Below are 24,955 nucleotides of genomic sequence, written 5' to 3' on the forward strand. Positions count from 1 at the left end.
AATTATAAGATGATCCCCTACTTAAATATTTTTTTGAAGTAGGGGATAGAGTAGTTATCCGATTGTGATGCTGTAACGACATGTAAATGTTTCATTCGCTTGTAAAGATTGAATTCCCTTTTTGTTCTTGAAATCTTTTGCTGGATTTACTTCATCAGCGATGCCATACCAAGGTTCAATACATAAGAAAGGTGCGTTATCCCCTGGTGTCCATACGCCAACAAATGGGAATCCATCAAATTCTACTTTTACAAATTTATTATGTTTATGAGAACGAATCGAAATTTCATTCGTATTCATATGTTCAAAAATAAGTGCATCATTTTTGAATAAATCATATGTAAGTGGCAATTCAGTCGTATTTTCAGCGATTAATTGCTTTTTGTTTGAAAGATAAGGTCCTTCTAATACGCTTGTTTCTAAGCGTTCCGAACCATTAAACGATAAGTGATAATCTGTAAATGATTCACCGTCCAATAAAGGGAAGTTGAATCCAGGATGTGCTCCGATTGAGAAGAACATCTCTTTTGAAGTAGGATTGTTTACTTCATATGTTATATGAACGCTTTGTCCATTTAGCTCATAAGAAACGAGTAATTCGAATTCGTATGGGTATTTTTTTAATGTTTCTTCATTACTAGTAACGATATAAGTGATTTTTGTTTCGCTTTGTTCTTTCACAGAGAAAGTAAGATCACGAGCGAAACCGTGTTGTGTTAATGAATATGGTTTACCGTCTACGTAGTATGTATTATCTACTAATCGGCCGACAATTGGGAACAAAATTGGTGCACGGCGTCCCCAATAAGTAGAATCACCTTGCCATAAATATTCTGTGTTGTCTTCTTTTAAGCGAACGCTCTGTAATTCTGCACCTTTGTCAGAAATGGAAACGATCACTTTTTCATTTTGAATTGTTGCTGTCATGAAGTGAAACCTCCTAAATCTTTCATATGTTTCATTATACGTTGTCTAAAAGGAAAAAGGTAGTTTATGATAGGAATCTATTGACGAAAGAGGGGCTACGACGTAAAATATAATCTTGTTGCTTAAAAAACGAATAACGTGGTTCGAAACCATCCCACGTAAAAAAACTAAGGAGATTTTGTCATGAATATTAGAACTTTAGTCGGTAATGGTATTTTAGCGGCATTATATATTGCTGTTTCTATGCTTATTCAGCCATTTGGCTTTACGAATGTACAATTTCGTATTTCAGAGATGTTTAATCATCTCGTTGTATTTAACAAGAAAGCAATTTACGGAATTGTATTAGGTGTATTTTTAACGAATCTCTTGTTCTCACCTATGATCGCTTATGATTTAGTATTTGGAGTAGGTCAATCTATTCTTGCATTAGTTGCAACGATTATTTCTATGCGATTTATTAAAGGTGTTTGGGCTCGTATGATTTTTAATACAGTTATCTTTACGATTACAATGTTTATGATTGCAATTGAACTTCATCTTGCATTGGGTTTACCATTTATGTTGTCTTGGTTAACTTGTGCAATCGGTGAATTTGTTGTCATGGCGATCGGTATGCCTGTAATGTACTGGATTAATAAGCGAGTACAATTTGAAAGATTTATGTAATAGATGAAAGAGCTATTCCTATAGGGATAGCTCTTTTTGTATGTAATCATATTGAATATAATGCTGTGACTCTAGATAAAATATAATAAAATAAAGTGAGGCTTCAATTAGCCGGATATATATAAGAAGTCTTACATAAGGGGAATGTAGTATGAAATATAAAATTCATTGGTTGTATAAAACGAAGCGTGGATTGCAGACGGAATTAACAACAGAGTATATGAACATAGAAGAAGTACTTCAATTTGCAGAGGATTTTGAGAAAACAGGAAGAGCTAAGGAACTTTTATTTTACGATGAAATGGACGCAGAGTGGTCATTAAAAGAGATGAAAAAGTTAAGTAAGCAAGTAGAGGAAGAGCCCCAAGAAATACTCGTTTATTTTGATGGGGGGTATGATGTGCAAACGAAAGAAGCTGGCGTTGGTATATGTGTGTATTATAAAAAAGGAAATACAAACTACCGCATTCGCCGCAATGCATATATAGAAGGTATATATGATAATAATGAAGCGGAATATGCATCATTATTATACGGTATGAATATACTCGAGGAACTAGGGATTAAGTATGAAGCAGTTACACTTCGCGGAGACTCACAAGTGGTACTGCAGCAATTAGCCGGAGAATGGCCTTGTTACGATGAACATTTAAATCATTATTTAGATCAAATTGAACAAAAGGCGAAGCAAATGAAATTAAAACTTGTATGTGAGCCGATATCTAGAAAACAAAATAAAGAAGCACATCAATTAGCAACGCAAGCATTAGAAGGAACAGTTATTGATAGTCATAAAGAAATAACCGAATAGAGAGGTGCAAAGGTGGATAAAAAGCAACTCATTACAGAGGTAAATGACTTATTAGAAACGTATTGTGAAGGATGTTTCTTGCGAGAACATAATCGAAAGACAAATAGTAAGTATTACGCTCATTCATTTTGTATAAGGCAATGTACAGTGGGAGAAACATTGAAAAAGTATGGGGAACAGTTGTCATGAAAAAACATCCAGAGAAAATTCTCTGGATGTTTTTTAGTGTCTTGCTTCGTTTAGTTGATGCTCACATTTATTTAATTTTTTTTCCTCATTCATTAAAAATGGCTCATCTAAATCAGTTGCAACAGATTTCATAATTTCAAGCTGAGAGCGAGCTGCTTCTACAGCAGTAGTAGCATGTTCTAATGTATCTGGATCCATTGAAATTGTTGCTGATCCTACCATTTTTTGTGCTGTTTCTACACGGAATTTCACTTCTTCAAAATCATTTACTTCTGATCCCATTAATAATTCCTCCTTTGTATAGTGCGCATTTCACATAGTTTTTGCTCTGTAAAACGGAAATATACAAAGGAATAACAAAGGAGGTTACCAAGTAAGGTAACCTCCTGTTATATGTTGGATTAAAGTTTTACTACGTTAGCAGCTTGAGGTCCGCGGTTACCTTCAGTAATGTCGAAAGATACTTCTTGACCTTCTTCTAAAGCTTTGTAGCCGTCGCCTTGAATAGCAGAGAAATGTACGAATACATCGTCAGCGCCTTCCATTTCGATAAATCCAAAACCTTTTTCGTTGTTAAACCATTTTACTTTTCCTTGCATGTTACAATTCCTCCTAAAAGCGTTTACTATTTTCATTTAGTGAAATTCATTTTAAAAAAATAATATAAACTAAAAATGCTATATTCTTGAATATTCTGCTAAATGATTAATTTAAATATACACGAATTGGGAGAATTTAGTCAAGTAAGCGATTTTATTTTTTTGTATTTTTAAATAATTTTTCAGTCAAATTTTTAAATAGGTATAGGACAGGCTGAGTATATAATATTCTTAATTGAATGCTATACATAATGAGGTGAAAGAATGAATAAGTCTTACTTATTAGATAATGAAGGAATGAGAACGAGAACCGACATACCGGATTGGGTTGCAAAAGAATTTGAGATTTTTTCAAATGTTGTGTTAGAACCAACTTTTCCATGTTATTTCGGTTTAACAGCTTTGAAAAAGAATGAACTTCGTTATTCATTTCTTTCTCATAATGATTGGAGTCATTTACCACATACAATGTTATCTTTTTTAGAGTTAATGAAAGAGAGGCCGATTGTAAGAAGGGGCTTTTTCCTTTTTGTAGAACCGGAATGTGAAGAACAGCCACTCGAATATTACCGTGATTCCTTTTGGAAAGTGTTACAGTATTTACATGAAAACGATAATCAAGCATGGCCAAAGCAAATTCCTGAAGATCCAGACCATTATTTATGGGAATTTTCATTTGGTGGTGAGCCAATATTCGCATTTGGAAATGCGCCAGCTTATAAACAACGAAAAACTAGACATTTAGGGAATTCTCTCGTTATTGGGTTTCAGCCACGCACTATTTTTGATGGATTAGAGGGAGATTGTCCTAAAGGAGCATATTCAAGACAAATGGTTCGTGAGCGAGTTGAAAAGTGGGATCAATTGCCGAAACATCCTAACATTAGTCATTATGGTGACCCAGAGCATCGTGAATGGAAACAATATTTCATAGGAGACGATGTAGAGCCAATAAAAGGGAAATGTCCTTTTATTCATAGGATAGAAAAGTAAGAGCCATCACCTAGATGGCTCTTTTGTATATTTTGGATAAAAAAGGGTATTTTATTATGAAAGCTAGTCTATTTTTTCAAATTACATCATTAACTAGTAGTAAAGAGAGTAGAAAGGATAGAGCGATGTTTGGAGCAATTATACAGCAAATCGTATTAGGTATATCATTAGCTGCGCCAGTAGGGCCGATTAATATTGAAATGTTAAAACGAGGAATTGAACGTGGGTTTTGGCACGCTTGGGTTGTTGGAATTGGTGGAATGACTGCAGATGTTTTATTTATGCTTCTCATTTATTTCGGTTTATCTTCTGTGTTTATGTATACATATGTACAAGCCTTCATGTATTGCACGGGTTTTTTCTTGTTATTTTATTTAGGATTTCAAAGTGTAAAACAAGGAATTTTCGACTCGAATATGGAATATAAAAAAGAAGAGGTAGGTGGCCTTAAGCAATCGTTTATGGCAGGATTTTTAATTGCGATATCCAATCCATTAAATCTTGTTTTTTGGTTTGGTATATACGGAAGTACACTTAGCTCATTACTTACGAAGGTAACGAAACAAGAGGCTTTTTTGTACAGTCTTTGCATTATTGTTGGTATTATTTTATGGAATTTAAATATTGCTTTTTCTGTACATTTTGGAAGAACTTTATTAAAACCAAAAGCGCTTGGCTACATAACAGCCGGAGCAGGTATTATTTTAGTAGGTTACTCTATACATTTTGCATACAAAGCTTTACAGTTGTTCACATAAGATTGAAGGGGAGATTTTTATGTATCGAACCACTATTGACGGAAAAGAAATTATAATTACGTTAGCGCCAAAAATCCGAAAAGAAATTACTGATAGAAATCCACTATATGAAGCGGTATTTCATAATGCTGCAAGATTGTTACAAACAAAGCAACCGACGTTTGCAGTAAATCATGAAATATTTGGGCTCATTATTGGAGAAGTGCAAAGAGGAGAAGTAACAGTGTTTGCAGTGGAACATATTATTCCGAAGCAAAATATATTTGGACCAAACAATTTTTTCTCGACAATAGAACAGCAGGCAAATTTGTAAAGTGAATAGAATAAGAATAGAAAAGAAATAGTCGTAACGATATGTTGCGGCTGTTTTTTTGGAAAAGGGGGAAACAAGATGAAGAAAGTGGGGAAAGAGTTCTTTTTACAACATGATATCGTTATTATGTATAGCATTCTATTTGTTTTCATTATTATTTTAAAAATGCAATTTTTTACGTGGTTTGGCATGTTAGCATGTATGTTTGGGATTGTTTTCTATACACTTAATGAATATATGACACATCGTTTTTTATTCCATATAAAGCCACCTAAAAACACATTTCTATTAAAAATGTTAAGAAGATTGCATTATGATCACCACGTATATCCAGATGATTTAAAACTTTTGTTTTTACCTGTATGGTTTAGTATACCTAGTTTTACTATATATTTACTTATAGCATATGGTATTACAAAAAGTGTTACTATTACACTTTCATTTGGAATCGGAATGATTATTATGCTGCTCGTTTACGAATGGAAACATTATATTGCTCATAGACCGATTCGTCCCGTCACTAAGTTTGGAAGATGGCTAAAAAAACAACATATATTACACCATTATAAAAATGAAAAGTTTTGGTTTGGTGTTTCAAATCCAGTATTCGATTTTATATTTGGAACACTGAAAGACGGAAAAGATGTTGAGCTAAGCGAAACGGCTCGTAATTTAGAAAAGGAAAAAAAGACAAAAGTAGTGCGTTAAGCACTGCTTTTGTCTTAATGAGGATAAATAAGTAAAGTGTCACTTTATTTTGAAAAAGTATATTAAAAATTTAGGGGAAATTGCCGAAAAATGTCTATCAAAAAATCTTTGCATGAATGCATGGATTGTCTAAAATGAATATAAGTTTCTGAATATTTATAAAATTTAGTCTTTGGGTATGCAAGGGGGAAGTGTATTTCAAGTAAGAGAGGGGATCGGTTAATGAAACGAGACGATACGTCAGCACGTAAGTTGCAAAATGAGGTGAATTATACAGAGGTCGTTCAGTCGGAAGAATTTCAATTGTTATTAAATACGAAAAAGAAGTTTATCATTCCAATGAGTATTTTCTTTTTTAGTTTTTTTATCGCATTACCTATTCTAACATCGTATTCAAAGGTGCTTAATACACCTGCATTTGGAGACGTTACATGGGCGTGGGTATTTGCTTTTTCCCAATTTATCATGACATGGGCACTATGTATGATTTATAGCAAAAAAGCAGAATCATTTGATGAAATCTCCCGAAAAATTCTGCAAGATATGCAAAAAGGGAGGGGCTGAACTTGAATACTACTGCATTTGCACTATTTTTAATTATTGTTCTTGGTACGCTCGTCATAACCTATTTTGCATCGAAAAAAACGAAAAATGCGAGTGAATTTTATACGGCTGGAGGGGGATTAACTGGTTGGCAAAATGGTCTGGCCATTGCTGGAGATTACATGTCTGCTGCTTCATTTCTCGGTATAGCTGGAGCAATCGCATTAACTGGGTTTGATGGATTCTTTTATAGTATCGGTTTTTTAGTTGCTTATCTAGTTGTACTATATCTTGTTGCAGAACCGCTTAGAAATTTAGGAAAGTACACTTTGGCGGATATGATTGCAGCACGCTTTGATGCGAAAAAAGTTCGCGGAGTTGCAGCTCTTAATACGATGACGATTTCTATCTTTTATATGATTGCACAATTAGTTGGCGCGGGTGCACTTATTAAATTATTATTAGGGATTGAATATACGACATCTGTATTAATCGTTGGAACACTTATGACGGTGTATGTTATTTTTGGAGGTATGACAGCAACGAGCTGGGTACAAATCGTAAAGGCTGTATTACTTATGGCTGGTACGTTTATTATTTCTGTTATCGTTTTCGCAAAATTCAACTTCAGCGTGACTGAAATGTTCGCTCAAATGAAAACAGCTACACCTTTAAAAGATTCATTTTTAAATCCAGGTGTAAAGTATAAGGATGGTCTTGATACACTTTCTTTAAATTTAGGACTAGTACTTGGTACAGCTGGATTACCACATATACTTGTCCGCTTTTTTACAGTACGTGATGCAAAAACTGCACGTCAATCTGTCGTATATGCGACGTGGTTAATTGGTGCATTTTATATTATGACGATTTTCTTAGGATTTGGTGCGGCAGCGTTTGTAGGAAATGAAGCGATTATTAAAGCAAACCCAGCTGGTAATATGGCGGCACCTTTATTAGCCAAAGCGTTAGGTGGAGACTTCTTATTTGCTTTCGTATCAGCAATTGCTTTTGCAACGATTTTGGCTGTAGTGGCAGGTCTTGTATTAACAGCAGCATCAGCATTCGCTCATGATTTTTATAATGAAATCATTCGTAAAGGAAAATCAACGGAAAAAGAGCAAGTATCCATGGCTCGTTATGCATCTATTGGAGTAGCGATACTATCTATCATACTTGCATTATTTGCCCAAACATTAAACGTAGCATTTTTAGTATCATTAGCATTTGCAGTTGCAGCGAGTGCAAATCTACCAGTAATTTTATTTACAATATATTGGAAGCGTTTTAATACAACGGGTGCTATTTCGGGTATGATTGTAGGTCTCGTATCAGCGATTGTTCTCGTAGCGTTGAGTCCGAATGTTTGGAACCCTGTAGCTGGAAAAGCTATTTTTGTTGGGGAAGCGTTATTCCCATATACGACACCAGGAATTATTTCAATTCCACTCGGATTTCTTGCAGCATATTTAGGAACGGTTTTATCTAGTAAGAAAGAAGATGAAGCGAAATTTGATGAAATTCTAGTGAAATCTAATACTGGTCATGGCATTAGCGATGCGTCTTCACATTAAATAAAAGAGGAGCTTTTCGATAGATAAGAAAAGCTCTTTTTTCTTTTGTCATTTTCTTGTAAATATTACTGATTTGTAAGTAGGATTTGTCTTAATTTTGTGGAATGAAAATAGCAGGGAGAAATTTAAGTCATCATGGCACCAGCGCAGCTTTTGTGAAAAATAAGTTGTTATGGAAGGTGGAAGTAATGATGAAAACGAAGCAAACTGATGAATTATTAGCAAAAGATGAGCAATATGTTTGGCACGGAATGCGTCCCTTTAGTCCAAATAGTACAATGGTAGGGGCAAAAGCTGAAGGGTGCTGGGTTGAAGATATACAAGGAAAAAGATATTTAGATGGTATGAGTGGCCTTTGGTGTGTCAATAGTGGATATGGAAGAAAAGAGCTCGCAGAAGCGGCTTATAAGCAATTACAAACATTATCATACTTTCCAATGTCACAATCCCATGAGCCAGCTATAAAGCTTGCTGAAAAGTTAAATGAGTGGCTTGGGGGAGAGTATGTTATTTTCTTCTCAAATAGTGGTTCAGAAGCGAACGAAACAGCTTTTAAAATAGCAAGGCAATACTATGCTCAAAAAGGTGAACCACATCGTTATAAATTTATGTCACGTTACCGTGGGTATCACGGGAATACAATGGCGACAATGGCAGCGACGGGACAAGCGCAGCGTAGATATCAGTATGAGCCGTTTGCTTCAGGTTTTTTACACGTAACACCACCGGATTGTTACCGTATGCCTGAAATTGAAGGGCAGCATATTTATGATGTAGAATGTGTGAAAGAAGTCGATCGTGTTATGACGTGGGAATTAAGTGAAACAATTGCCGCTTTTATTATGGAACCAATTATTACAGGCGGGGGCATATTAATGCCACCACAAGACTATATGAAAGCTGTTCATGAGACGTGTCAAAAACACGGTGCCTTGCTTATTAGTGATGAAGTAATTTGCGGTTTCGGTCGTACAGGAAAAGCATTTGGGTTTATGAATTATGATGTGAAGCCAGATATTATTACAATGGCAAAGGGCATTACGAGCGCATATTTACCATTATCTGCAACAGCTGTGAAAAAAGAAATATATGAGGCTTTTAAAGGTAAAGGAGAATATGAATTCTTCCGCCATATTAATACATTTGGTGGAAATCCAGCAGCTTGTGCATTAGCACTTAAAAACTTAGAGATTATGGAAAATGAAAATTTAATCGAGCGATCTGCGCAAATGGGTTCCCTTTTATTAGAGCAACTAAAAGATGAAATTGGGGAACATCCGCTTGTTGGGAATATTAGAGGAAAAGGTCTATTAGTTGGAATTGAATTAGTAAATGATAAAGAGACGAAAGAGCCAATTGATAACGACAAAATTGCAAGTGTTGTAAATGCTTGTAAAGAAAAGGGCTTAATTATAGGACGAAACGGTATGACAACAGCAGGATATAATAACGTTTTAACATTAGCGCCGCCTCTTGTTATTTCAAGTGAAGAGATTGCTTTCGTTGTTGGAACGTTGAAGACAGCGATGGAGCGTATTTAATAAATAGAGAGAGGAGCGAGCTGTAATATAAGGCTCGCTCTTGTTTAGTAGGAGGGGACTTTTAATGGAGAAATATGATCCTAACAAACATTATCACATCGGATATTATGAAGACGGATATGATTTAGAAGTGACGGCGTACAAAAGAATAAATGAACCAGTTTGGGATGCTTATATTCCGCACTATGAGGCAGACGATTTTTATAAGAAAGTGGAGGGAATGAAGCTAGGTAAATATATAGATGATTATGGCATTATGGTGTATTCATTTGGGAATGATATTGATGATGATGAAGCACGAATTATTTTTGAAAAATGGTTAAAAAAGAACGGGATTGTTTAAAGATAAAACAAAAAGGAGATTGCTATCTTATAAAATAGCAATCTCCTTTTATTATAGTAAATTTATTTACTTGCTTTCATTGCTTTATCTTTTGCACCAAAAGTGTATTTTAACATTGGTGGTGTAATCATTGTAGTTAAAATAACGACAATAACGATTGCTGTAAAGTAATCTTGTGCCAATAGACCTGAAGAAAGTCCTGTTCCTGCAATGATAAGTGCAACTTCACCACGAGAAACCATTCCAGCACCGATAATTGCAGAAGACTTAGCGTCAAATCCAGTCATTCGTGCACCGAATCCACAGCCGATTAATTTCGTTAATACAGCGATAACAGTTAATGCTAAGATGAACCAAATTTGATTGCCGATACCGTCAAATGTAATATTCATACCGATACTAACGAAGAATACGGGAACGAACATAGCGTAAGCAATTGGTTCTACTTTCTTTTCTACTTCATGTTTGTAGTTTGTTTGAGAAATTGCAATACCAGCAGCGAAAGCACCGATAATACCAGCAATTCCTAATAATTCGCCAAAATATGCGAATGAGAAACAGATGATAAGAGCCGCGCTTACGATAGACTCAGATACGCGCAGTGGTGATAACCAGCGCATAATCGCAGGAACACCTTTCCATCCGATTAAAATAATAGAAGCGAAGAATACTACTTTCTTCAAGATAACCATTGTTAAGTTAACATCATCAGTACCTAAGAAGCTCATTGCAAATGCTAATAAAATAACAACAAGAATGTCATCAAATACAGCGGCTCCAAGCATCGTCGTACTTTCACGTGTTTTCATTTTACCTAAATCACGAAGTGTTTGTACGGAAATACTAACACTTGTCGCACATAGAAGTAATCCTAAGAATACAGCGTTTCCTTGTTCCATTCCCATCACAAGACCGGAAACGTAACCACCTACGAATGGAAGAATGATACCTCCGAGTGCAACTGCTAAAGAAGAATTACGATTTGCGTTTAATTCTTCTAAGTCTGTTTCAAGTCCAGCCATAAACATTAAAAGAATAACCCCGACATTACTTAATTGAGTTAGAAGCTCTGAATTTTCAATCCAACCTAATACAGCTGGACCGATAACGATACCGACAATTAATTTACCTAGTACAGAAGGTTGACCTAATCTAACACTAAGATCACCAGCAAGCTTTGTACTTAATAAAATAAGTGCAATTTGAAAGAAAAATTCGAATTCCATCTGATCCTCTCCTCGTCATTTTTAATTTTATCATACGATTTCTCGGAATTTGCCTAATGAAAATATGTAAAACCCATTAAACAAAAGGGTCTGATTACAAGTTCTTTTGAACTCGTAATTTGAACCTGTAATTAATATATAATAGATTTTATAAAAAATCAATGAAAAAATGGGAGCTTTTTGAGGAAGAAGCTGCCTTATTGGGATATAGGTGTAAGAGTAGTGTGTGAATTTTATATGTATAAAATAGTATGAAGTCCTTTTCCATTACAAATAATAAATTCTACATACTATTTCACGAACTATAACTGTGAAAGGGAGGATTTATAATTTGAAGGCATTAAAAAATAACTTGTCTATTGTTGCTTTAGGTGGAGTAAATGAAATAGGAAAAAATATGTATGCTATCCAATATGAAAATGATATTGTCGTCATTGATTGTGGATCTAAATTTCCAGATGAAAGTTTATTAGGGATTGATTTAATAATTCCAGACGTCACATATTTGCAAGAAAATAAAGAAAAAATTCGCGGTTTAATAGTAACGCACGGGCATGAGGACCATATTGGCGGAATACCATATTTTTTAAAACAACTAAATGTACCAATCTATGCAACAAAGTTAACGTTAGGTTTAATTGAAATTAAATTAAAGGAACACAATCTTCAAAATGATACGGAATTAATCGTTATTCATTCAGAATCAGAAATTGATTGTGGTTCTATTAAGGCAACTTTTTTTAAAACGAACCACAGTATTCCGGATTGTCTCGGTATTGTTTTTCATACACCAGAAGGTACTGTAGTACATACAGGTGATTTTAAATTTGATTTAACACCAGTAAATAATCAACATCCTGATATTCATAAAATGGCTAAAATAGGAAGTGAAGGTGTACTAGCTTTATTATCTGAAAGCACAAATGCAGAACGCCCAGGTTTTACTCCATCAGAAAGGTCAGTAGGAGAACGGATAGAGGAAATATTTATGAAAGCAAATAGAAAAGTAGTTATTTCTACGTTTGCTTCTAATGTGAATCGTGTTCAGCAAATAGTTGAAGCATGTATAAAAACAAATCGAAAACTAGCTTTGCTAGGGAGAAGTATGGTAAATGTAGTAGAGGTTGCTCTAGAGAAAGGTTATTTACATATTCCAGAAGGTATGTTGATTGAAGCAAATGAGGTAAATCGTTTAGATCCAAAGCAGGTTGCAATACTTTGTACAGGAAGTCAAGGAGAACCAATGGCAGCTTTAGCGCGTTTAGCTAGTGGAAACTATAGACAAGTGGATATTTTACCAGAAGATACGGTTATTATAGCCGCGACCCCTATCCCAGGAAATGAACGTAACGTTTCTCGAATTATCGATAATTTATTTGCATTAGGAGCAAAGGTGATTTACGGATCAGGTAGTTCTACTGGAGTGCATGTATCCGGTCATGCATATCAAGAAGAGTTGAAGTTAATGCTTACATTAATGAAGCCAAAATATTTTATTCCAATTCATGGAGAGTTTAGAATGCTACATCACCATAGTTTGTTAGCAGAATCAATTGGTATTGAAAAGGAAAATATCTTTATTGTACGTAATGGAGATGTTGTAGATATAAGTAATGAAGTGGCAATTCAATCTAGAAGAATACAGGCAGGAAATATATATGTAGATGGATTAGGAATTGGAGATGTTGGAAATGCATTATTACGTGATCGTAAACAACTTTCAGAAGATGGAATGCTCGTTATAGTTATTACTTTTAATAAAGTGGATGGAGAAATAATTTCAGGTCCAGATATTATTTCTCGTGGATTTGTCTATGTCCGTGATTCAGAAGAATTTCTAAGAGAATTAAATAAATTAGCTGTTATTACGATTAATAATTTAAAGAAAGAGAATGTGAATAGCTGGGGGATTTTGAAAAGGGAGGTAAGAGAAGCGTTAGGGAAGTATATATATACAAATACAAAACGAAAGCCGATGATTCTTCCTATAATAATAGAGGTTTAATAGTAAAAAAGAATTCTCGTATGGGAATTCTTTTTTGTTTTGAAGAGAAAATGAACATATAATGAAATAAATGGAAATGGAAGGAAATAAAAGATGTTATTAAATAAACGTTTTACAATTGGAGAAATGGCGAAAATGCATAATATCGCAGAATCTACATTAAGGTATTATGATGAAAAAGGAATTTTTCATCCGTCCATTGTGGATCCTCAAACGAATTATCGTTATTATACAATCGATCAATTTTCACTGTTAGATACGATTAAATTTTTACGCCAGTTAAATATTCCGTTAAAGGAAATTAAGAAATATATTGATGAAAGAAATCCAGCATACGCACTCAATTTACTGGAAAAACAACAAGAGATGATGCTGAAGAAACAAAGAGAAATTGAGTATGCTTTGGCGAAAATGGAGCATAGAATTCATTTAATTAAGAAAGCAACAAAAGCAAAAGCTGAACAAATGGTAATTAAAGAGATTCCGCAGCGAAAAATTACAGCAATTGCGGTTGCTCCAAATACGACGGATGATATGTTTGAGTACTACATTCATTCGTTACAAAAAAATATGAGGCAAATGGATGATAGTTTATTTTCTGGAGATATTGGTGTAACTGTTGCGAAAAAAGGATTAATGCAAAATGAGTTTCAAGCATATAGCAGTGTATTTATTCTTTTGGATTATATGCCGTATGAAGTGCATACTTCAGATGAAATTAAAGAAGGTTTATATGCTTGCTCTTATCATCATGGACCGTATGAAGAAACAGATGCAACGTACAAGGAGTTACTTACATACATTGATAAAGAAGGTTACGAAGTACATGGAGATTCGATTGAGATTGGATTGATTGATTGGTCTGTAACAGAAAATCCAGAGGAGCAAGTAACAGAAATTCAAATTCCTGTAGTGAAAAAATAAGATGAAAACTTTTGAATTGATTACAAATTTACATTCATTAGTATAAGTCAGTTACCTGTTTTTTTAATTCTCTCTTGACCTTCAAGTTACTTGAAGGTTTAAACTAAGAAAAGAGAGTTAAAAAAAGGAGCATATTAGAGTATGGAAGCAACAGAAAAATTAAGAGAAAAACCGATAAAAAGCTTATTTATTTCTTATTTAATACCAGCCGTTCTTGGAATGGTATTAATGTCAGTGAATATTGTAATTGACGCGGTCATGATTAGTAGAGGAGTTGGGGCGAACGGTTTAGCAGGAGTGAACGTGGCTATTCCAGCATTTTCGATTTTCTTCTCTATTTCATTATGGATCGGAATGGGCGGGGCAACGTTATACTCCATTGCATTAGGCGAAAATAAACGAGAAAGAGCAAGGTCTATTTTTACTCAATCCATGACGGTAGCAGTTGTTATCGTAGGGATTTTAGCAGCGATTTGCTTATGGAGAATAGAAGATTTAGCATACTTATTTGGTGCAAATGAAGTGATTCTACCATATGCGTTAGACTATTTACACGTATTATTAACATTTGGAATGATATACGTTTTAGAAAATATTTTAAGTACATTCATACGGAATGATGGAAATCCTAATTTAGCAATGGCTGGTCTTGTTGTAACAGCTGTATTAAATATAGTGTTTGACTATATCTTTATTTTTATCTTTGGATGGGGCGTAACAGGTGCTGCTTCAGCGACTATTCTTTCGGCAGCGATTGGTTTCCTTGTATTATTAACTCATTTCTTTAGAAAAAGTAGTATTTTAAAGTGGACGAAATTCCATTTTGAATGGGATACTGTCAAACAAATTATGGTGATTGGTTTCCCAAGTTTTACAGCAGAAAGTACGGTTGCAATCGTAACGATTGGTTTTAATATCGCATTCGTCCAATATGCAGGAGAAGTAGGAGTAGCTTCCTATGCGATGGTGAATAGTATTCATGCAATGACATTACTATTATTCTTTGGTGTTGGAGCAGCATTACAGCCAATTGCTAGTTTCCATTATGGGGCAAATTTATCAGAGAGACTTCGTGAAGGATTGAAGTTTGCTGTGAAAATTGCAGTTGTCCTCGGAGGCATTGCGATAATTGTCGGATTATTCTTCGGGAAATATATCATTGGTTTATTTGATGTTCAATCTCCAGAATTATTGGAGTTAACCTTAACAGGTATTAGCTTATTCTTTATCCAATACGTATTTTTAGGTTATAACATTGTGTATGGAGAGTATTTCCAATCAGTGCGACAAACGAAGAAATCAGTACTTATTATAATGAGCCGAGGATTACTATTTATTATTCCATTGTTATGGATTATGCCGAAATTATTTGGGATAAACGGAATTTGGCTCGTTATGCCAGTTGCAGAATTAATGACAGCGATTATCGTATTTACGATGAATCGTATGAAACATCCTGTTCCATTAAATATGGCAGGAGAGAAAGAAGCGATATGATGAAGAAAATCCCCTTAAGCAATTAAGGGGATTTTTTTATTCCTTTAAACTAATCGCAAAAGATCCATCCGTTTCTTGAACAGAAGCAAAGGCAACGTTTTTAATATTTGTAATTCCTTTTTCCTTTAATTCTTTATATAACCATTTTTCATCTTTATGTATTAACTTTAAGTTATCATATTGAATTTGTGAATCGACGATAAGTGCAATTGGTAATCCAGCATACTTAACTTCTATGTTTAAATCTTTTGGAGTTAATGGTACAAGTTCTCTTTTTGGTAAAATACTAATAGCGCCGTTCGCTTCTAAAATAGCGTATTCAATTTCATGAACACTTGGATATCCTGCAACGCGAAGGTTAGAAAGTAATTCAGCAATTGGATATCTACTTTTTTGTAAATTCTCAAAAATAATGTCACCATGTTTAATTAAAATAATAGGGTGCCCGAGAATAAAACGATTTAGTTTGTTGAATAGGCTTAATTTTGTAAGGATTAAATGTAAACATGTAATTACAAGCATACCGAGAAAAGCTTGCAAAGCACCAGAGACTGGTATGGCCTGAAAAGCTAAATAAGATAAAAAGATAATAGCACCAAAATCATGAGGAGTTAGTTGTGCTAAAGCTGATTTACCGAGCATCTTAAGTGATAGTAAAAATAAAATAAAAAAGAACGATACGTTACATAAAAAGAGAAGCAATAGAGACACTCCTTCGTGCAAAGTTGTACTTACTGTTCCCGAAAGAAATATAAATATTACTTTCTAGAGGATAAATTAGGTTGAATTGGAATTTGTCTGTATACAAACAAATAAATGGATATTATCATGAAAGAAGCAAAGAACATAGGAGTATATGGATATGAAAAAGAAAAAAATAATTAAGTATATGATAGGAATTATAATGGTTTGCGCCGTTTATGTGGGATTTTTACAATATAACATTTATAAGCATGGGCAAATGAATGCGACCTATGAAGCTGATTATATAATTGTATTGGGCTCGAAAGTAAACGGAACGAAACCATCGTACTCATTGCAATATCGTATTGATAAAGCAGCTGAGTATTTGAAATCACATGATAAAGCAATCGCTATTGTATCTGGAGGGAAAGGAAAAGGGGAAGATATTTCAGAAGCATTAGCAATGAAAAATGAATTAATGAAATTAAAAATTGCAGAAGACCGCATTATAATGGAAGATAAGTCAACGAGTACTGATGAAAATATTAAATTCTCAAAACCTTTAATTCCGGACAATATGAAAAAAGGAATGATCGTAACAAACGATTTTCACATGTTTAGAGCGAAAAAAATAGCGGCAAAACAAGGTTTACAATTAGAAGGTCTTCCGGCAAAAACACCGAAACCAATCATCATTCCATCGAATGTACGAGAATATTTAGCAATCACACAGTACTGGTTTATGAATCGAATATAGTGAAAGTGATCCCGGCTGAAACTTCAGGCGGGATTTAGTTTGAGGAAAATCTTACAAATATGTCACGTTCGTGAAAGGTAAAGCGATAGTTTCTAGAATGATTTCCTGACATAATGAAGGTAACAAAAACTATTTAGAGGTGAATCGGATGAAAGGAAATAATATTTTATCTTCGTTATGTTACTTTAGTATCTTTTTTGCACCATTTTTACTACCAATTATCGTGTACTTTGTTGCAGAAGATGAAGTGAAGTATCACGCGAAAAAAGCATTTTGGTCACATGTTTTCCCATACGCAATCTTATTTGGAGGACTAGCAGTATCAGGTATGTACGGTTTAGGTTTCAATCAATCTGACGGTGCTGGAATTGGAATGGCTATCACATATGCAGTGTTCATTCTTGTAGGAATTTACTACTTCATTTGGAATATCGTAAAAGGTATTAAAGTTTTGAAAACGGCGTAATATAATAAGTATAATTTCATTTACCGTATCGATAAACGTTTTAAAAAAGAGCAGTTCAAAAAGAATTGCTCTTTTTGTGCTTATAAGTTGTGAAAATTGAAAAAGATATGTTAATTTTTCATTAGGAAGAGAAAAAAGGAGTGATTTTCATGAATGAGATCATACATAAGATGGAGCAACATGTTTCAGTTCGTAAATATAAAGAAGAATCAATTCCGAAAGATGTAGTAGAAAAGATGGTGCACGCTGCGCAACATGCAGCTTCATCACATTTTGTACAGGCTTATTCTGTTATATATGTAACAGATCAAGACCTAAAGATTAAACTAGCAGAGCTATCCGGAAATCGTCACGTGAAAGACTGTGCAGCATTCTTTGTTTGTTGTGCAGATTTAAAACGACTTGAAATTGCATGTGAAAAACATAGTACAGAGATAAAGTATGAGGGAGTAGAAGACTTTATCGTTGCGACGGTAGATGCTTCACTTTTTGCGCAAAACTTAGCACTAGCAGCAGAATCGTTAGGATACGGTATTTGTTATATTGGTGGTATTCGTAATAATCCGAGAGAAGTGAGTGAACTGCTTCATTTACCTGATAAAGTATATCCTGTATTCGGAATGACAGTCGGCGTACCAGATGAAGATCATGGAGTGAAACCACGTTTACCGGTAGCAGCAGTTCTTCATGAAAATGGATATGATGAACAAAAATATGATGAATTACTAAACGAATATGATGAAACGATGAACGCGTATTATAAAGAAAGATCATCAAACAAGAAAAACGTAACATGGACGGAATCAATGAGTTCGTTTATGTCTAAAGAAAAAAGAATGCATATGAAAGAGTTCTTAAGTGAAAAAGGATTAAATAAGAAGTGAGTAAAGAGGCAAACCTGTGATGTAGGTTTGTCTTTTTGGGAAGGAGAAATACCTAAGGCCAGAAAGTTGTTTATTCTTTCTGAACTTAGGTATTTTGTTTGTTATCATATACATAGAAATAAAAATTAATAATTTTTTACAAAAGTGATAGAAAATGAGAATGAAATGCCAATAGTAAGTAAAAGCGGCATAATAGCCGCTTTTTATCGTTTTATTTAGTATTTGATTTGAAATGTTTATCTTATGAAAGAAAGATTATTGCTAATTGTAAACTGTAAATAAAGTTATTTAAGTTTTGATATGGAATACCCTGCCGGAAAATACAGCAATAATTTTGTTTGAACATATCTGTTATGGCACAATCTAAAGCATCTTCTATAACAAGTTCAAACTTTCAATAAGAAGATAACCCCCTGTACAACTTAAAAGAATGTACGTAAATATTTTAAAAATCCGTTGATTAAGCCATTTAAAAATAATTTGACCTATAAACAAACCTAAAAATACAATTGGAATGGCATAAAAACTTGATTCCCAAATGGTTTTGTTTGTGCCAGTAAAGAGTATTTGAGTTACTAGACTAATGAAATATATAAACAGATAAAAAGCTAATGTAGTTGCTCTTAACTTCTCTTTTTCAGTATTAGTTCCTGTAAAATAAAGTAACAGGGGTGGACCTGGCATACCGATACTTGTCGTTAAAAGACCAGATAATCCGCCAACTATGAAATCTCTAGATTGTGTTGATCTAACCTTAACGTTGCATATTAGCAACAATGTTAATAGTAAGAGTAGGATGCTAACTGCTAATTTAAAAGTGTTTATGTTAACGGAAATGAAAATTAAAATGCCAAAAGGAACACCAACTATACTTCCAAAAATAAACCTTTTCAGTAGAACAAAATCAACGTCCATTCTTATTTTCCAAATAAGTGAAATGGATATAATTAAAGATAAAATAATGTTTATTTGTATAGCTTCTTGTGGTAGAAATAACATAAGTAAGAAAGGGGTTGCCATTATGGAAAAGCCAAAACCTGTACTTGCTTGCAGAATAGAAGCCACTAATATAATACATACGAAAATGAATGTGATACCCAAAACAGCCCTCCTATTTAATCAAGTTTAACTAGTTAAAGTCTATTATTTAAGTGCAATGTTTCACAAACTTATTTGTATTTTAACATAAATATCTAGTTTTTTCTCAAATAGTGTTGCCATATAAGGCTCTTTAATTAAAAAATCTGACTTGTATTTTTAAACAATTTTATTATGGGGAAACAAATAAGGAATGGGATCAAAATGTATTGATTATCATTAAATTATTCACTGAGATCCCCGCGATAAAACAAGAACAGCCATATAAAACTTACAAAAATACAGCATGTAGCTAATAAACAGCCAATCATTTGAGGAGAAAGAATTTCTAACAGCCCTCCTGTAAAAAACATTAATAACTGAATAAGAGATCCGTAAATGGAATAATGGAATGAAAAAACTTTACCTATCATATTTTCGTGTGTGTAAGTTTGAAGTAATGTCGTATCAAGTGGAACGATGATTCCTCCTGCTATGCGCATACAGAATAAAGTAATGATACCGATACTAAGTTGATCGGATAGAATGAATCCGTGAAAGAAAATTCCTTGTAATAAGTAGGCCCAACCGAATAATTTTTTCATTTTTTCTTTATTATGGGATATATAAAGATTAACGAGAAGGCTTCCTATCATAAGCCCAGCCCCTTGAACCGTATATAAAATCCCAATGTTCGTATGGAAAATTTTTTCGGCATAGATCGTTAGAAGTAGTTGATAAGCGCCTCCAATAATCCCCCATGAAATGCCGACAAGAATTAATGTTAAAATGATTTTTGTTTGTAATATGTATGTATAACCACCTTTTATATCAGTGAAAAATGCTTTGTTCTTGTTACAAGTATCATGAGCAGGAATACTCATGTTATAAATAAAATAGGCTGAAATAAAGTATGATAGGCTATTTACTAAAAAAGCGAACTCAATATGTAAAGATTGTGCAATTACTCCGCCCAAAGAAGCCCCCATAATAGACATAAAACCATTAATTGTACTAGAAAGAGAGTTAGCAGTTACGAAATGATTTTGGTGTACGATATTTTTTAGGGTTGCTTGTTTAGCCGGTTCAAATACACAAGAAAGTACAGATAAACATATATTAGCAATGAAAATAATCTCAATTTTATAGCCTGCGAGTAAGTATGTAAGGACTAGAATTCCCCGTGTAATATCGGTAAAAATCATAATATTCTTTTTAGAGAAACGATCTACAATTCCGCCTATGAATGGACTAAGAAGAAGCTGTGGTAAACTTTTACTTATAAAAGTAAGTGCGATCATAAACGGCGATTCCGTTATGCTGTAGACAAATGTTAATAAAGCTACCGTATGGAACCAATCCCCAAGTACACTTAATGTTTGCCCATAAAATAGTTTATTGAAGTTTTTATTTGTTTTAAGAAGTGTGGAATAAGAAACTGACATAAATAGATTAATCCTTATGTAATGACGATGTTTGAATTTGTTTTTTCCACTCACTTAAATACACTTTTTCCTCTCTGGGAAGTCCAACAGGTAAATGTGCTTCGTAAAGACCTCTAATCATTGTAATCCCCCTTAGTAAAAATGTTTCTTATTCCATAGTAAACAATATGTTGCTAGTTGAAATCGCAAATAAGAGGGATATAAATTCATACGAAAGTATGAAAAAAACAGCTCATATTTGAGCTGTTTTTCTATAGTTTTTAGTTCATTTTTCAAGGATAGGATATATTAATATCCGTATCCGCCGCCACCCCAACAGCTACATCCGATGATGATTAGAAGGATGAATAGTACGATAAGCAAAGCAAATCCACCGCCGAAACCAGCGCAACTTCCACCATAACTCATATGTTTTCCTCCTTTTTAGTAAGTTAATCTATATGGTTCATGGACTACTATATACAGTATGTTTTTTGTATAGAAAACGAGCCAGTCTCATTTATAATTAGACAAATGCCCGTAGATTCATTAGGATTGCATGTTAGTGATTTGTAAATAAACCTTTACGTAATTCATAATTTAGGCATAAAAAATAAAAAATTGTAAAAAAAACCATTTTCTTATTTTTTTATGAGAGAATATGTACTATAATTTTACAAGTAATATTATGGGAAAAGGGAGTTTTAGTATAGAGATGGAGATGGGACAATTAAAAAATAAAATAGAAAACAAAAAGAAAGAGTTAATTCAACTTGTTGCGAGACACGGATTGGATCATGATAAAGTTTTGTTATTTAGTCGTGATTTAGATATACTTATTAATAAGTTTATGAACATAAAAGACAAAGTGCATAAATAAAAGATTTATAGTTTTTTATATTAAGATGTTTCACAGAAAGGAGAGGACAGTAATTGGAACATTTACAGGAAGAATTGTATAAACAAATAAAAGAAGAAAAAGGTACAGTTACCATTTTCTTAAAGAGTGGCGTTAGAATAGTAGGAGAAGTTGTTGGAGTAGATAAATTTACAGTTTTAATCTTAGTGGATGGAAAACAACAGCTTATTTATAAGCAGGCTATATCAACAATAATGAAATAAGACACTCTTGTTGAGTGTCTTATTTCATTATTGCTTGCATGCCTCAACATCAATGCCGGCAGCAATTAACTTCTTTTCTCCATCTTGTTCAATGATTTTTTGTAATTTAGATAGGAAAGAATCAAAGTTTGTATGCTTTGCTACTTGGAATGTCATTTTATGTTCAATTGGTAGCCACGTATCAATATCAGCTTCGTTATGCTGGATTTTCACCTCAAGTTTATCGAGTGCATTAGCAACTTTTGCTTCGTACGTTTCTTTCGCTTCAAACTCCATCCATAAGTCATATAATTCCTCACCGAGAGAACCTGTTAATGTTTGTTTAATATTTAAAATAGCTTCTAGTTCATTTTTTTGTTTTTGTAGCTGTAAGTCATGACTATTCATTGTATCAAATGCAGGGATATCACCAGCTTCGGCTTCGACTAGATCGTGAATAATAACCATTTTAAGTAATTTCTCAATATTTACTTTTTGATCCAAATAAGGTTCAACTAAAATGGCCATTAGAGACATACGCCATGTATGTTCGGCAACACTTTCTTGACGTCCGTTGGAAAGCCAGCTATGTCGCATTTCATATTTTAGTTTTTCTGCTAATGCAATGACTTGTAAAATGTTGTGTTCCATCGTGATCCTCCTCATTTATTCATACCATAATTCTAATATAGAAATGAAATGTGTCAATTTCATGAGTATATTGCGATAAACAGATGATAAGCGTATAATACATGTTATATGTGAAAACGTATTATTAAAATAAAAAAATGTTATATAAAAATGGAAAGGAAAGGGCAGAAATATGGGAGAGAAAAATCAAGTATTAGCTAGACCACAAAGAAGAAAAAGGAAGTTTGATATTTCTAGCCCAGTGGGCATTATAGTAGGTTTCATTATAGTGATAGCGGCAATTATGCTTGGCGGCGGTGGAATAAAAGCTTTCAAAAACTTTTTAGATGTTTCATCTATTTTAATTGTCATAGGGGGAACAACAGCGACAATTGTTGTGGCATATCGATTTGGAGAAATAAAAAAATATACGAAAAGCATTTTTACTGTTTTACATAGAAGAGAAGAAGATTTAGAACAGTTAACAGATTTGTTTGTCGATTTTTCGAAAAAGTCTAAAAAGAACGGCTTGCTTTCTTTAGAGGTAGATGGAGAGCAAGTGGATAATCCTTTTATTCAAAAAGGAATTCGATTAATGTTAAGCGGTTACGATGAAGATGAATTAAAAGAAGTGTTATTGAAAGATATTGAAACGGAAGTGTATGAGTTAAGAAAAGGAGCAGCATTATTAGATAAAATTGGTGATTTTGCTCCAGCTTGGGGTATGATAGGGACTTTAATTGGTCTTATCATTATGCTCCAAAACTTACAAGATACATCGCAAATTGGTACAGGGATGGCAGTTGCGATGTTAACGACATTATATGGGTCTGTACTTGCGAATATGATTGCAATCCCTCTTGCGGAAAAAGTATATCGTGGTATTGAAGATTTATATACAGAGAAGAAGTTTGTAATAGAAGCTATTTCAGAATTGTATCGTGGACAAATCCCTTCTAAATTAAAGTTGAAACTGGATACATACGTATACGAAACAAAGGTAAAAAAGGTAAAAGGAGCAGCCTAATATTTCAAGGAGTGGTATGATGAGTAAAGGACCGCAAAAGGGATCGCCTCGTTGGATGACGACTTTTACAGATTTAACGATGTTATTATTAACTTTCTTTGTATTACTAGTTGCTACATCAAAGCAAGATGCAGTAAAATTGTCAAAGATGCTTGAAAAGTTTAGTGATACGGAGCAAGTAGATGCAAAAGTAATGGAAAATACAATACCGGATATTTCACATGAAAAAAATGATGAAAAAATGATTTCAAAAAAGAGAATGGATGAATTATATAAGAAGTTAAAAGCGTATGTAGATAATAACGGTATTAGTCAAGTGAATGTATATCGAGAGGATACAGGGGTAAGCGTCGTTATAGTAGATAATTTAATATTTGATACAGGCGATGCGAACGTTAAGCCCGAAGCGAAAGGGATAATAAGTCAATTAGTTGGATTTTTTCAATCCGTACCTAACCCAATTGTTGTAGAGGGACATACAGATAGTAGACCTATTCATAACGAGAAATTCCCTTCTAATTGGGAGTTATCTTCAGCACGAGCGGCAAATATGATTCACCATTTAATTGAAGTGTATAATGTGGACGATAAAAGGCTAGCTGCGGTAGGATATGCAGACACAAAGCCAATTGTACCAAATGATTCACCGCAAAACTGGGAAAAGAACCGTCGCGTTGTTATTTATATAAAAGAGTAGTATATTGTTATTTTAATAATAAAATAATAAAAATACGAAAATTCTTTTAAAAAAATATTAAATTTTATCATTTTATTTTGTATAATGAGTGAGAATGATAAGGTGAAATATTAAGATATATTTATACATAGAAGGAGAGAATTAAAAAGAATGGCACATAAAATTTTAGTAGTAGACGATGCGATGTTTATGCGAACGATGATTAAAAACTTATTAAAAAGTAATGCTGAATTTGAAGTTATTGGCGAAGCAGAGAATGGGGTAGAAGCAATTCAAAAGTATAAAGAACTTCAACCTGATATTGTAACATTAGATATTACTATGCCAGAAATGGACGGGCTTGAAGCATTAAAAGAAATTATTAAAATTGATTCAAGTGCAAAGGTTGTTATTTGTTCTGCAATGGGACAACAAGGTATGGTATTAGATGCAATTAAGGGCGGGGCAAAAGACTTTATTGTAAAGCCATTCCAAGCGGATCGTGTAATTGAAGCTTTAACAAAAGTAGCAAATAGTTAATATAGAAGGGGTGCCACAAGGAATCAAAACAGTGATAGCGGATCGACGTGTGGCCCCCTTTTTTCTCAT

The 24,955-nt window shown here is 33.6% G+C and carries 31 protein-coding genes and 1 riboswitch; of the genes, 22 read left to right on the forward strand and 9 right to left on the reverse strand.

The annotated features are described in order from the left end of the window. Positions 1-54: 54 nt before the first annotated feature. Positions 55-927, reverse strand: coding sequence for an aldose 1-epimerase family protein (locus M1D73_RS07980; protein ID WP_000127417.1), 873 nt, complete (start codon positions 925-927; stop codon positions 55-57). A 132-nt stretch (positions 928-1,059) separates the two neighbouring features. Continuing rightward, positions 1,060-1,104: riboswitch (PreQ1 riboswitch) on the forward strand. A gap of 6 nt (positions 1,105-1,110) precedes the next feature. On the opposite strand from M1D73_RS07980, the gene M1D73_RS07985 reads away from it, so the two are divergent. The 3 genes from M1D73_RS07985 (at position 1,111) to M1D73_RS07995 (ending at position 2,596) form a co-directional block, all read left to right on the forward strand. Beyond that, positions 1,111-1,596: a QueT transporter family protein gene (locus M1D73_RS07985; protein ID WP_001026480.1), complete on the forward strand. Its 486-nt coding sequence runs from the start codon at positions 1,111-1,113 to the stop codon at positions 1,594-1,596. Between the two features lie 151 nt (positions 1,597-1,747). Further along, positions 1,748-2,407, forward strand: coding sequence for a ribonuclease H family protein (locus tag M1D73_RS07990; protein ID WP_000875548.1), 660 nt, complete (start codon positions 1,748-1,750; stop codon positions 2,405-2,407). A 12-nt stretch (positions 2,408-2,419) separates the two neighbouring features. Then, positions 2,420-2,596: a zinc-finger domain-containing protein gene (locus tag M1D73_RS07995; RefSeq protein ID WP_000358801.1), complete on the forward strand. Its 177-nt coding sequence runs from the start codon at positions 2,420-2,422 to the stop codon at positions 2,594-2,596. 33 nt (positions 2,597-2,629) lie between these two features. Here M1D73_RS07995 and M1D73_RS08000 read toward each other — a convergent pair whose 3' ends face one another. Both M1D73_RS08000 and cspB read right to left on the reverse strand, forming a co-directional pair. Continuing rightward, entirely contained in the window at positions 2,630-2,878 is a 249-nt protein-coding gene (locus M1D73_RS08000; RefSeq protein ID WP_000534392.1) for a DUF2564 family protein, read from the reverse strand. A 119-nt stretch (positions 2,879-2,997) separates the two neighbouring features. Then, positions 2,998-3,195: a cold shock-like protein CspB gene (cspB, locus tag M1D73_RS08005; protein ID WP_001161731.1), complete on the reverse strand. Its 198-nt coding sequence runs from the start codon at positions 3,193-3,195 to the stop codon at positions 2,998-3,000. 264 nt (positions 3,196-3,459) lie between these two features. On the opposite strand from cspB, the gene M1D73_RS08010 reads away from it, so the two are divergent. From M1D73_RS08010 to M1D73_RS08045, 8 genes are all read left to right on the forward strand, one after another. Then, a complete protein-coding gene (locus tag M1D73_RS08010) occupies positions 3,460-4,188 on the forward strand; it encodes a YqcI/YcgG family protein (RefSeq protein ID WP_121868173.1) in 729 nt (242 codons plus the stop codon). Positions 4,189-4,202: 14 nt separating this feature from the next. Next, positions 4,203-4,946, forward strand: a complete 744-nt coding sequence (locus M1D73_RS08015; RefSeq protein WP_001196841.1) for a LysE family transporter — start codon at positions 4,203-4,205, stop codon at positions 4,944-4,946. Between the two features lie 19 nt (positions 4,947-4,965). Continuing rightward, positions 4,966-5,259, forward strand: coding sequence for a hypothetical protein (locus tag M1D73_RS08020; RefSeq protein WP_000286361.1), 294 nt, complete (start codon positions 4,966-4,968; stop codon positions 5,257-5,259). A gap of 78 nt (positions 5,260-5,337) precedes the next feature. Further along, positions 5,338-5,967 (forward strand): sterol desaturase family protein, encoded by a 630-nt coding sequence (locus M1D73_RS08025; RefSeq protein ID WP_000755401.1) that lies wholly within the window; start codon positions 5,338-5,340, stop codon positions 5,965-5,967. A 222-nt stretch (positions 5,968-6,189) separates the two neighbouring features. Continuing rightward, a complete protein-coding gene (locus tag M1D73_RS08030) occupies positions 6,190-6,531 on the forward strand; it encodes a DUF485 domain-containing protein (protein ID WP_000817366.1) in 342 nt (113 codons plus the stop codon). 2 nt (positions 6,532-6,533) lie between these two features. Continuing rightward, entirely contained in the window at positions 6,534-8,084 is a 1,551-nt protein-coding gene (locus tag M1D73_RS08035) for a solute symporter family protein (protein ID WP_001098240.1), read from the forward strand. Between the two features lie 191 nt (positions 8,085-8,275). Continuing rightward, positions 8,276-9,625: an aspartate aminotransferase family protein gene (locus tag M1D73_RS08040; protein WP_000850962.1), complete on the forward strand. Its 1,350-nt coding sequence runs from the start codon at positions 8,276-8,278 to the stop codon at positions 9,623-9,625. A gap of 64 nt (positions 9,626-9,689) precedes the next feature. Next, entirely contained in the window at positions 9,690-9,968 is a 279-nt protein-coding gene (locus tag M1D73_RS08045) for a DUF3986 family protein (protein WP_000417068.1), read from the forward strand. Between the two features lie 62 nt (positions 9,969-10,030). Here the strand turns inward: M1D73_RS08045 and M1D73_RS08050 are convergent, their stop codons facing one another. Beyond that, a complete protein-coding gene (locus M1D73_RS08050) occupies positions 10,031-11,194 on the reverse strand; it encodes a cation:proton antiporter (protein ID WP_000393901.1) in 1,164 nt (387 codons plus the stop codon). Between the two features lie 331 nt (positions 11,195-11,525). Here M1D73_RS08050 and M1D73_RS08055 point away from each other — a divergent pair, with 331 nt between their 5' ends. The 3 genes from M1D73_RS08055 (at position 11,526) to M1D73_RS08065 (ending at position 15,620) form a co-directional block, all read left to right on the forward strand. After that, positions 11,526-13,199: a ribonuclease J gene (locus M1D73_RS08055; protein ID WP_000645621.1), complete on the forward strand. Its 1,674-nt coding sequence runs from the start codon at positions 11,526-11,528 to the stop codon at positions 13,197-13,199. 93 nt (positions 13,200-13,292) lie between these two features. Beyond that, a complete protein-coding gene (locus M1D73_RS08060; protein ID WP_000925935.1) occupies positions 13,293-14,123 on the forward strand; it encodes a MerR family transcriptional regulator in 831 nt (276 codons plus the stop codon). 141 nt (positions 14,124-14,264) lie between these two features. Beyond that, positions 14,265-15,620: an MATE family efflux transporter gene (locus M1D73_RS08065; RefSeq protein WP_000388388.1), complete on the forward strand. Its 1,356-nt coding sequence runs from the start codon at positions 14,265-14,267 to the stop codon at positions 15,618-15,620. A 36-nt stretch (positions 15,621-15,656) separates the two neighbouring features. Here the strand turns inward: M1D73_RS08065 and M1D73_RS08070 are convergent, their stop codons facing one another. Next, complete coding sequence (locus M1D73_RS08070) at positions 15,657-16,322, reverse strand: DUF421 domain-containing protein (RefSeq protein ID WP_000923927.1); 666 nt, start codon at positions 16,320-16,322, stop codon at positions 15,657-15,659. A gap of 160 nt (positions 16,323-16,482) precedes the next feature. On the opposite strand from M1D73_RS08070, the gene M1D73_RS08075 reads away from it, so the two are divergent. From M1D73_RS08075 to nfsA, 3 genes are all read left to right on the forward strand, one after another. Further along, positions 16,483-17,061 (forward strand): YdcF family protein, encoded by a 579-nt coding sequence (locus M1D73_RS08075; protein ID WP_000727393.1) that lies wholly within the window; start codon positions 16,483-16,485, stop codon positions 17,059-17,061. A 148-nt stretch (positions 17,062-17,209) separates the two neighbouring features. Further along, complete coding sequence (locus tag M1D73_RS08080) at positions 17,210-17,527, forward strand: magnetosome magnetite crystal formation protein family (RefSeq protein ID WP_000678055.1); 318 nt, start codon at positions 17,210-17,212, stop codon at positions 17,525-17,527. Positions 17,528-17,676: 149 nt separating this feature from the next. Next, positions 17,677-18,411: an oxygen-insensitive NADPH nitroreductase gene (gene nfsA, locus M1D73_RS08085; protein ID WP_001002387.1), complete on the forward strand. Its 735-nt coding sequence runs from the start codon at positions 17,677-17,679 to the stop codon at positions 18,409-18,411. Between the two features lie 375 nt (positions 18,412-18,786). On the opposite strand, the gene M1D73_RS08090 is transcribed toward nfsA, so the two are convergent. The 3 genes from M1D73_RS08090 to M1D73_RS08100 all read right to left on the reverse strand — a co-directional run bounded on the left by M1D73_RS08090 (position 18,787) and on the right by M1D73_RS08100 (position 21,341). Beyond that, on the reverse strand, positions 18,787-19,512 hold the full coding sequence (locus tag M1D73_RS08090; protein ID WP_088867709.1) for a sulfite exporter TauE/SafE family protein: 726 nt from the start codon (positions 19,510-19,512) through the stop codon (positions 18,787-18,789). Positions 19,513-19,733: 221 nt separating this feature from the next. Beyond that, a complete protein-coding gene (locus M1D73_RS08095; RefSeq protein ID WP_208755796.1) occupies positions 19,734-20,933 on the reverse strand; it encodes an MFS transporter in 1,200 nt (399 codons plus the stop codon). A 288-nt stretch (positions 20,934-21,221) separates the two neighbouring features. Continuing rightward, the gene (locus M1D73_RS08100; protein WP_000120179.1) at positions 21,222-21,341 is read right to left on the reverse strand and encodes a YjcZ family sporulation protein; all 120 of its coding nucleotides are present in this window, start codon (positions 21,339-21,341) and stop codon (positions 21,222-21,224) included. Positions 21,342-21,573: 232 nt separating this feature from the next. On the opposite strand from M1D73_RS08100, the gene M1D73_RS08105 reads away from it, so the two are divergent. Beyond that, entirely contained in the window at positions 21,574-21,792 is a 219-nt protein-coding gene (locus tag M1D73_RS08105) for an aspartyl-phosphate phosphatase Spo0E family protein (protein WP_000291688.1), read from the forward strand. A gap of 53 nt (positions 21,793-21,845) precedes the next feature. Further along, a complete protein-coding gene (gene hfq / locus M1D73_RS08110) occupies positions 21,846-22,034 on the forward strand; it encodes an RNA chaperone Hfq (protein WP_000400665.1) in 189 nt (62 codons plus the stop codon). Between the two features lie 27 nt (positions 22,035-22,061). On the opposite strand, the gene M1D73_RS08115 is transcribed toward hfq, so the two are convergent. Continuing rightward, on the reverse strand, positions 22,062-22,664 hold the full coding sequence (locus tag M1D73_RS08115) for an HD domain-containing protein (protein WP_000400752.1): 603 nt from the start codon (positions 22,662-22,664) through the stop codon (positions 22,062-22,064). A 172-nt stretch (positions 22,665-22,836) separates the two neighbouring features. Between M1D73_RS08115 and M1D73_RS08120 the strand changes: the two genes are divergently transcribed. The 3 genes from M1D73_RS08120 (at position 22,837) to M1D73_RS08130 (ending at position 24,886) form a co-directional block, all read left to right on the forward strand. Then, positions 22,837-23,670, forward strand: coding sequence for a flagellar motor protein MotP (locus M1D73_RS08120; protein WP_000504192.1), 834 nt, complete (start codon positions 22,837-22,839; stop codon positions 23,668-23,670). Positions 23,671-23,689: 19 nt separating this feature from the next. Continuing rightward, positions 23,690-24,367: an OmpA family protein gene (locus tag M1D73_RS08125; RefSeq protein ID WP_000033625.1), complete on the forward strand. Its 678-nt coding sequence runs from the start codon at positions 23,690-23,692 to the stop codon at positions 24,365-24,367. Positions 24,368-24,517: 150 nt separating this feature from the next. Next, positions 24,518-24,886 carry a response regulator gene (locus tag M1D73_RS08130; protein ID WP_000940568.1) on the forward strand — a complete coding sequence of 123 codons (369 nt, stop codon included), beginning with the start codon at positions 24,518-24,520 and terminating at the stop codon, positions 24,884-24,886. Positions 24,887-24,955 lie beyond the last annotated feature (69 nt).

The organism is Bacillus sp. PK3-067 (assembly GCF_056738645.1).

Excerpts from the sequence above, each read along its gene's own strand:
- M1D73_RS07980 (WP_000127417.1), bottom strand. The coding sequence starts at position 927 with ATGACAGCAACAATTCAAAATGAAAAAGTGATCGTTTCCATTTCTGAC.
- M1D73_RS07985 (WP_001026480.1), top strand. The coding sequence starts at position 1,111 with ATGAATATTAGAACTTTAGTCGGTAATGGTATTTTAGCGGCATTATAT.
- M1D73_RS07990 (WP_000875548.1), top strand. The coding sequence starts at position 1,748 with ATGAAATATAAAATTCATTGGTTGTATAAAACGAAGCGTGGATTGCAG.
- M1D73_RS08000 (WP_000534392.1), bottom strand. The coding sequence starts at position 2,878 with ATGGGATCAGAAGTAAATGATTTTGAAGAAGTGAAATTCCGTGTAGAA.
- cspB (WP_001161731.1), bottom strand. The coding sequence starts at position 3,195 with ATGCAAGGAAAAGTAAAATGGTTTAACAACGAAAAAGGTTTTGGATTT.
- M1D73_RS08010 (WP_121868173.1), top strand. The coding sequence starts at position 3,460 with ATGAATAAGTCTTACTTATTAGATAATGAAGGAATGAGAACGAGAACC.
- M1D73_RS08015 (WP_001196841.1), top strand. The coding sequence starts at position 4,203 with ATGGCTCTTTTGTATATTTTGGATAAAAAAGGGTATTTTATTATGAAA.
- M1D73_RS08020 (WP_000286361.1), top strand. The coding sequence starts at position 4,966 with ATGTATCGAACCACTATTGACGGAAAAGAAATTATAATTACGTTAGCG.
- M1D73_RS08025 (WP_000755401.1), top strand. The coding sequence starts at position 5,338 with ATGAAGAAAGTGGGGAAAGAGTTCTTTTTACAACATGATATCGTTATT.
- M1D73_RS08030 (WP_000817366.1), top strand. The coding sequence starts at position 6,190 with ATGAAACGAGACGATACGTCAGCACGTAAGTTGCAAAATGAGGTGAAT.
- M1D73_RS08040 (WP_000850962.1), top strand. The coding sequence starts at position 8,276 with ATGAAAACGAAGCAAACTGATGAATTATTAGCAAAAGATGAGCAATAT.
- M1D73_RS08045 (WP_000417068.1), top strand. The coding sequence starts at position 9,690 with ATGGAGAAATATGATCCTAACAAACATTATCACATCGGATATTATGAA.
- M1D73_RS08050 (WP_000393901.1), bottom strand. The coding sequence starts at position 11,194 with ATGGAATTCGAATTTTTCTTTCAAATTGCACTTATTTTATTAAGTACA.
- M1D73_RS08060 (WP_000925935.1), top strand. The coding sequence starts at position 13,293 with ATGTTATTAAATAAACGTTTTACAATTGGAGAAATGGCGAAAATGCAT.
- M1D73_RS08065 (WP_000388388.1), top strand. The coding sequence starts at position 14,265 with ATGGAAGCAACAGAAAAATTAAGAGAAAAACCGATAAAAAGCTTATTT.
- M1D73_RS08075 (WP_000727393.1), top strand. The coding sequence starts at position 16,483 with ATGAAAAAGAAAAAAATAATTAAGTATATGATAGGAATTATAATGGTT.
- M1D73_RS08080 (WP_000678055.1), top strand. The coding sequence starts at position 17,210 with ATGAAAGGAAATAATATTTTATCTTCGTTATGTTACTTTAGTATCTTT.
- nfsA (WP_001002387.1), top strand. The coding sequence starts at position 17,677 with ATGAATGAGATCATACATAAGATGGAGCAACATGTTTCAGTTCGTAAA.
- M1D73_RS08095 (WP_208755796.1), bottom strand. The coding sequence starts at position 20,933 with ATGTCAGTTTCTTATTCCACACTTCTTAAAACAAATAAAAACTTCAAT.
- M1D73_RS08100 (WP_000120179.1), bottom strand. The coding sequence starts at position 21,341 with ATGAGTTATGGTGGAAGTTGCGCTGGTTTCGGCGGTGGATTTGCTTTG.
- M1D73_RS08105 (WP_000291688.1), top strand. The coding sequence starts at position 21,574 with ATGTACTATAATTTTACAAGTAATATTATGGGAAAAGGGAGTTTTAGT.
- M1D73_RS08115 (WP_000400752.1), bottom strand. The coding sequence starts at position 22,664 with ATGGAACACAACATTTTACAAGTCATTGCATTAGCAGAAAAACTAAAA.
- M1D73_RS08120 (WP_000504192.1), top strand. The coding sequence starts at position 22,837 with ATGGGAGAGAAAAATCAAGTATTAGCTAGACCACAAAGAAGAAAAAGG.
- M1D73_RS08125 (WP_000033625.1), top strand. The coding sequence starts at position 23,690 with ATGAGTAAAGGACCGCAAAAGGGATCGCCTCGTTGGATGACGACTTTT.
- M1D73_RS08130 (WP_000940568.1), top strand. The coding sequence starts at position 24,518 with ATGGCACATAAAATTTTAGTAGTAGACGATGCGATGTTTATGCGAACG.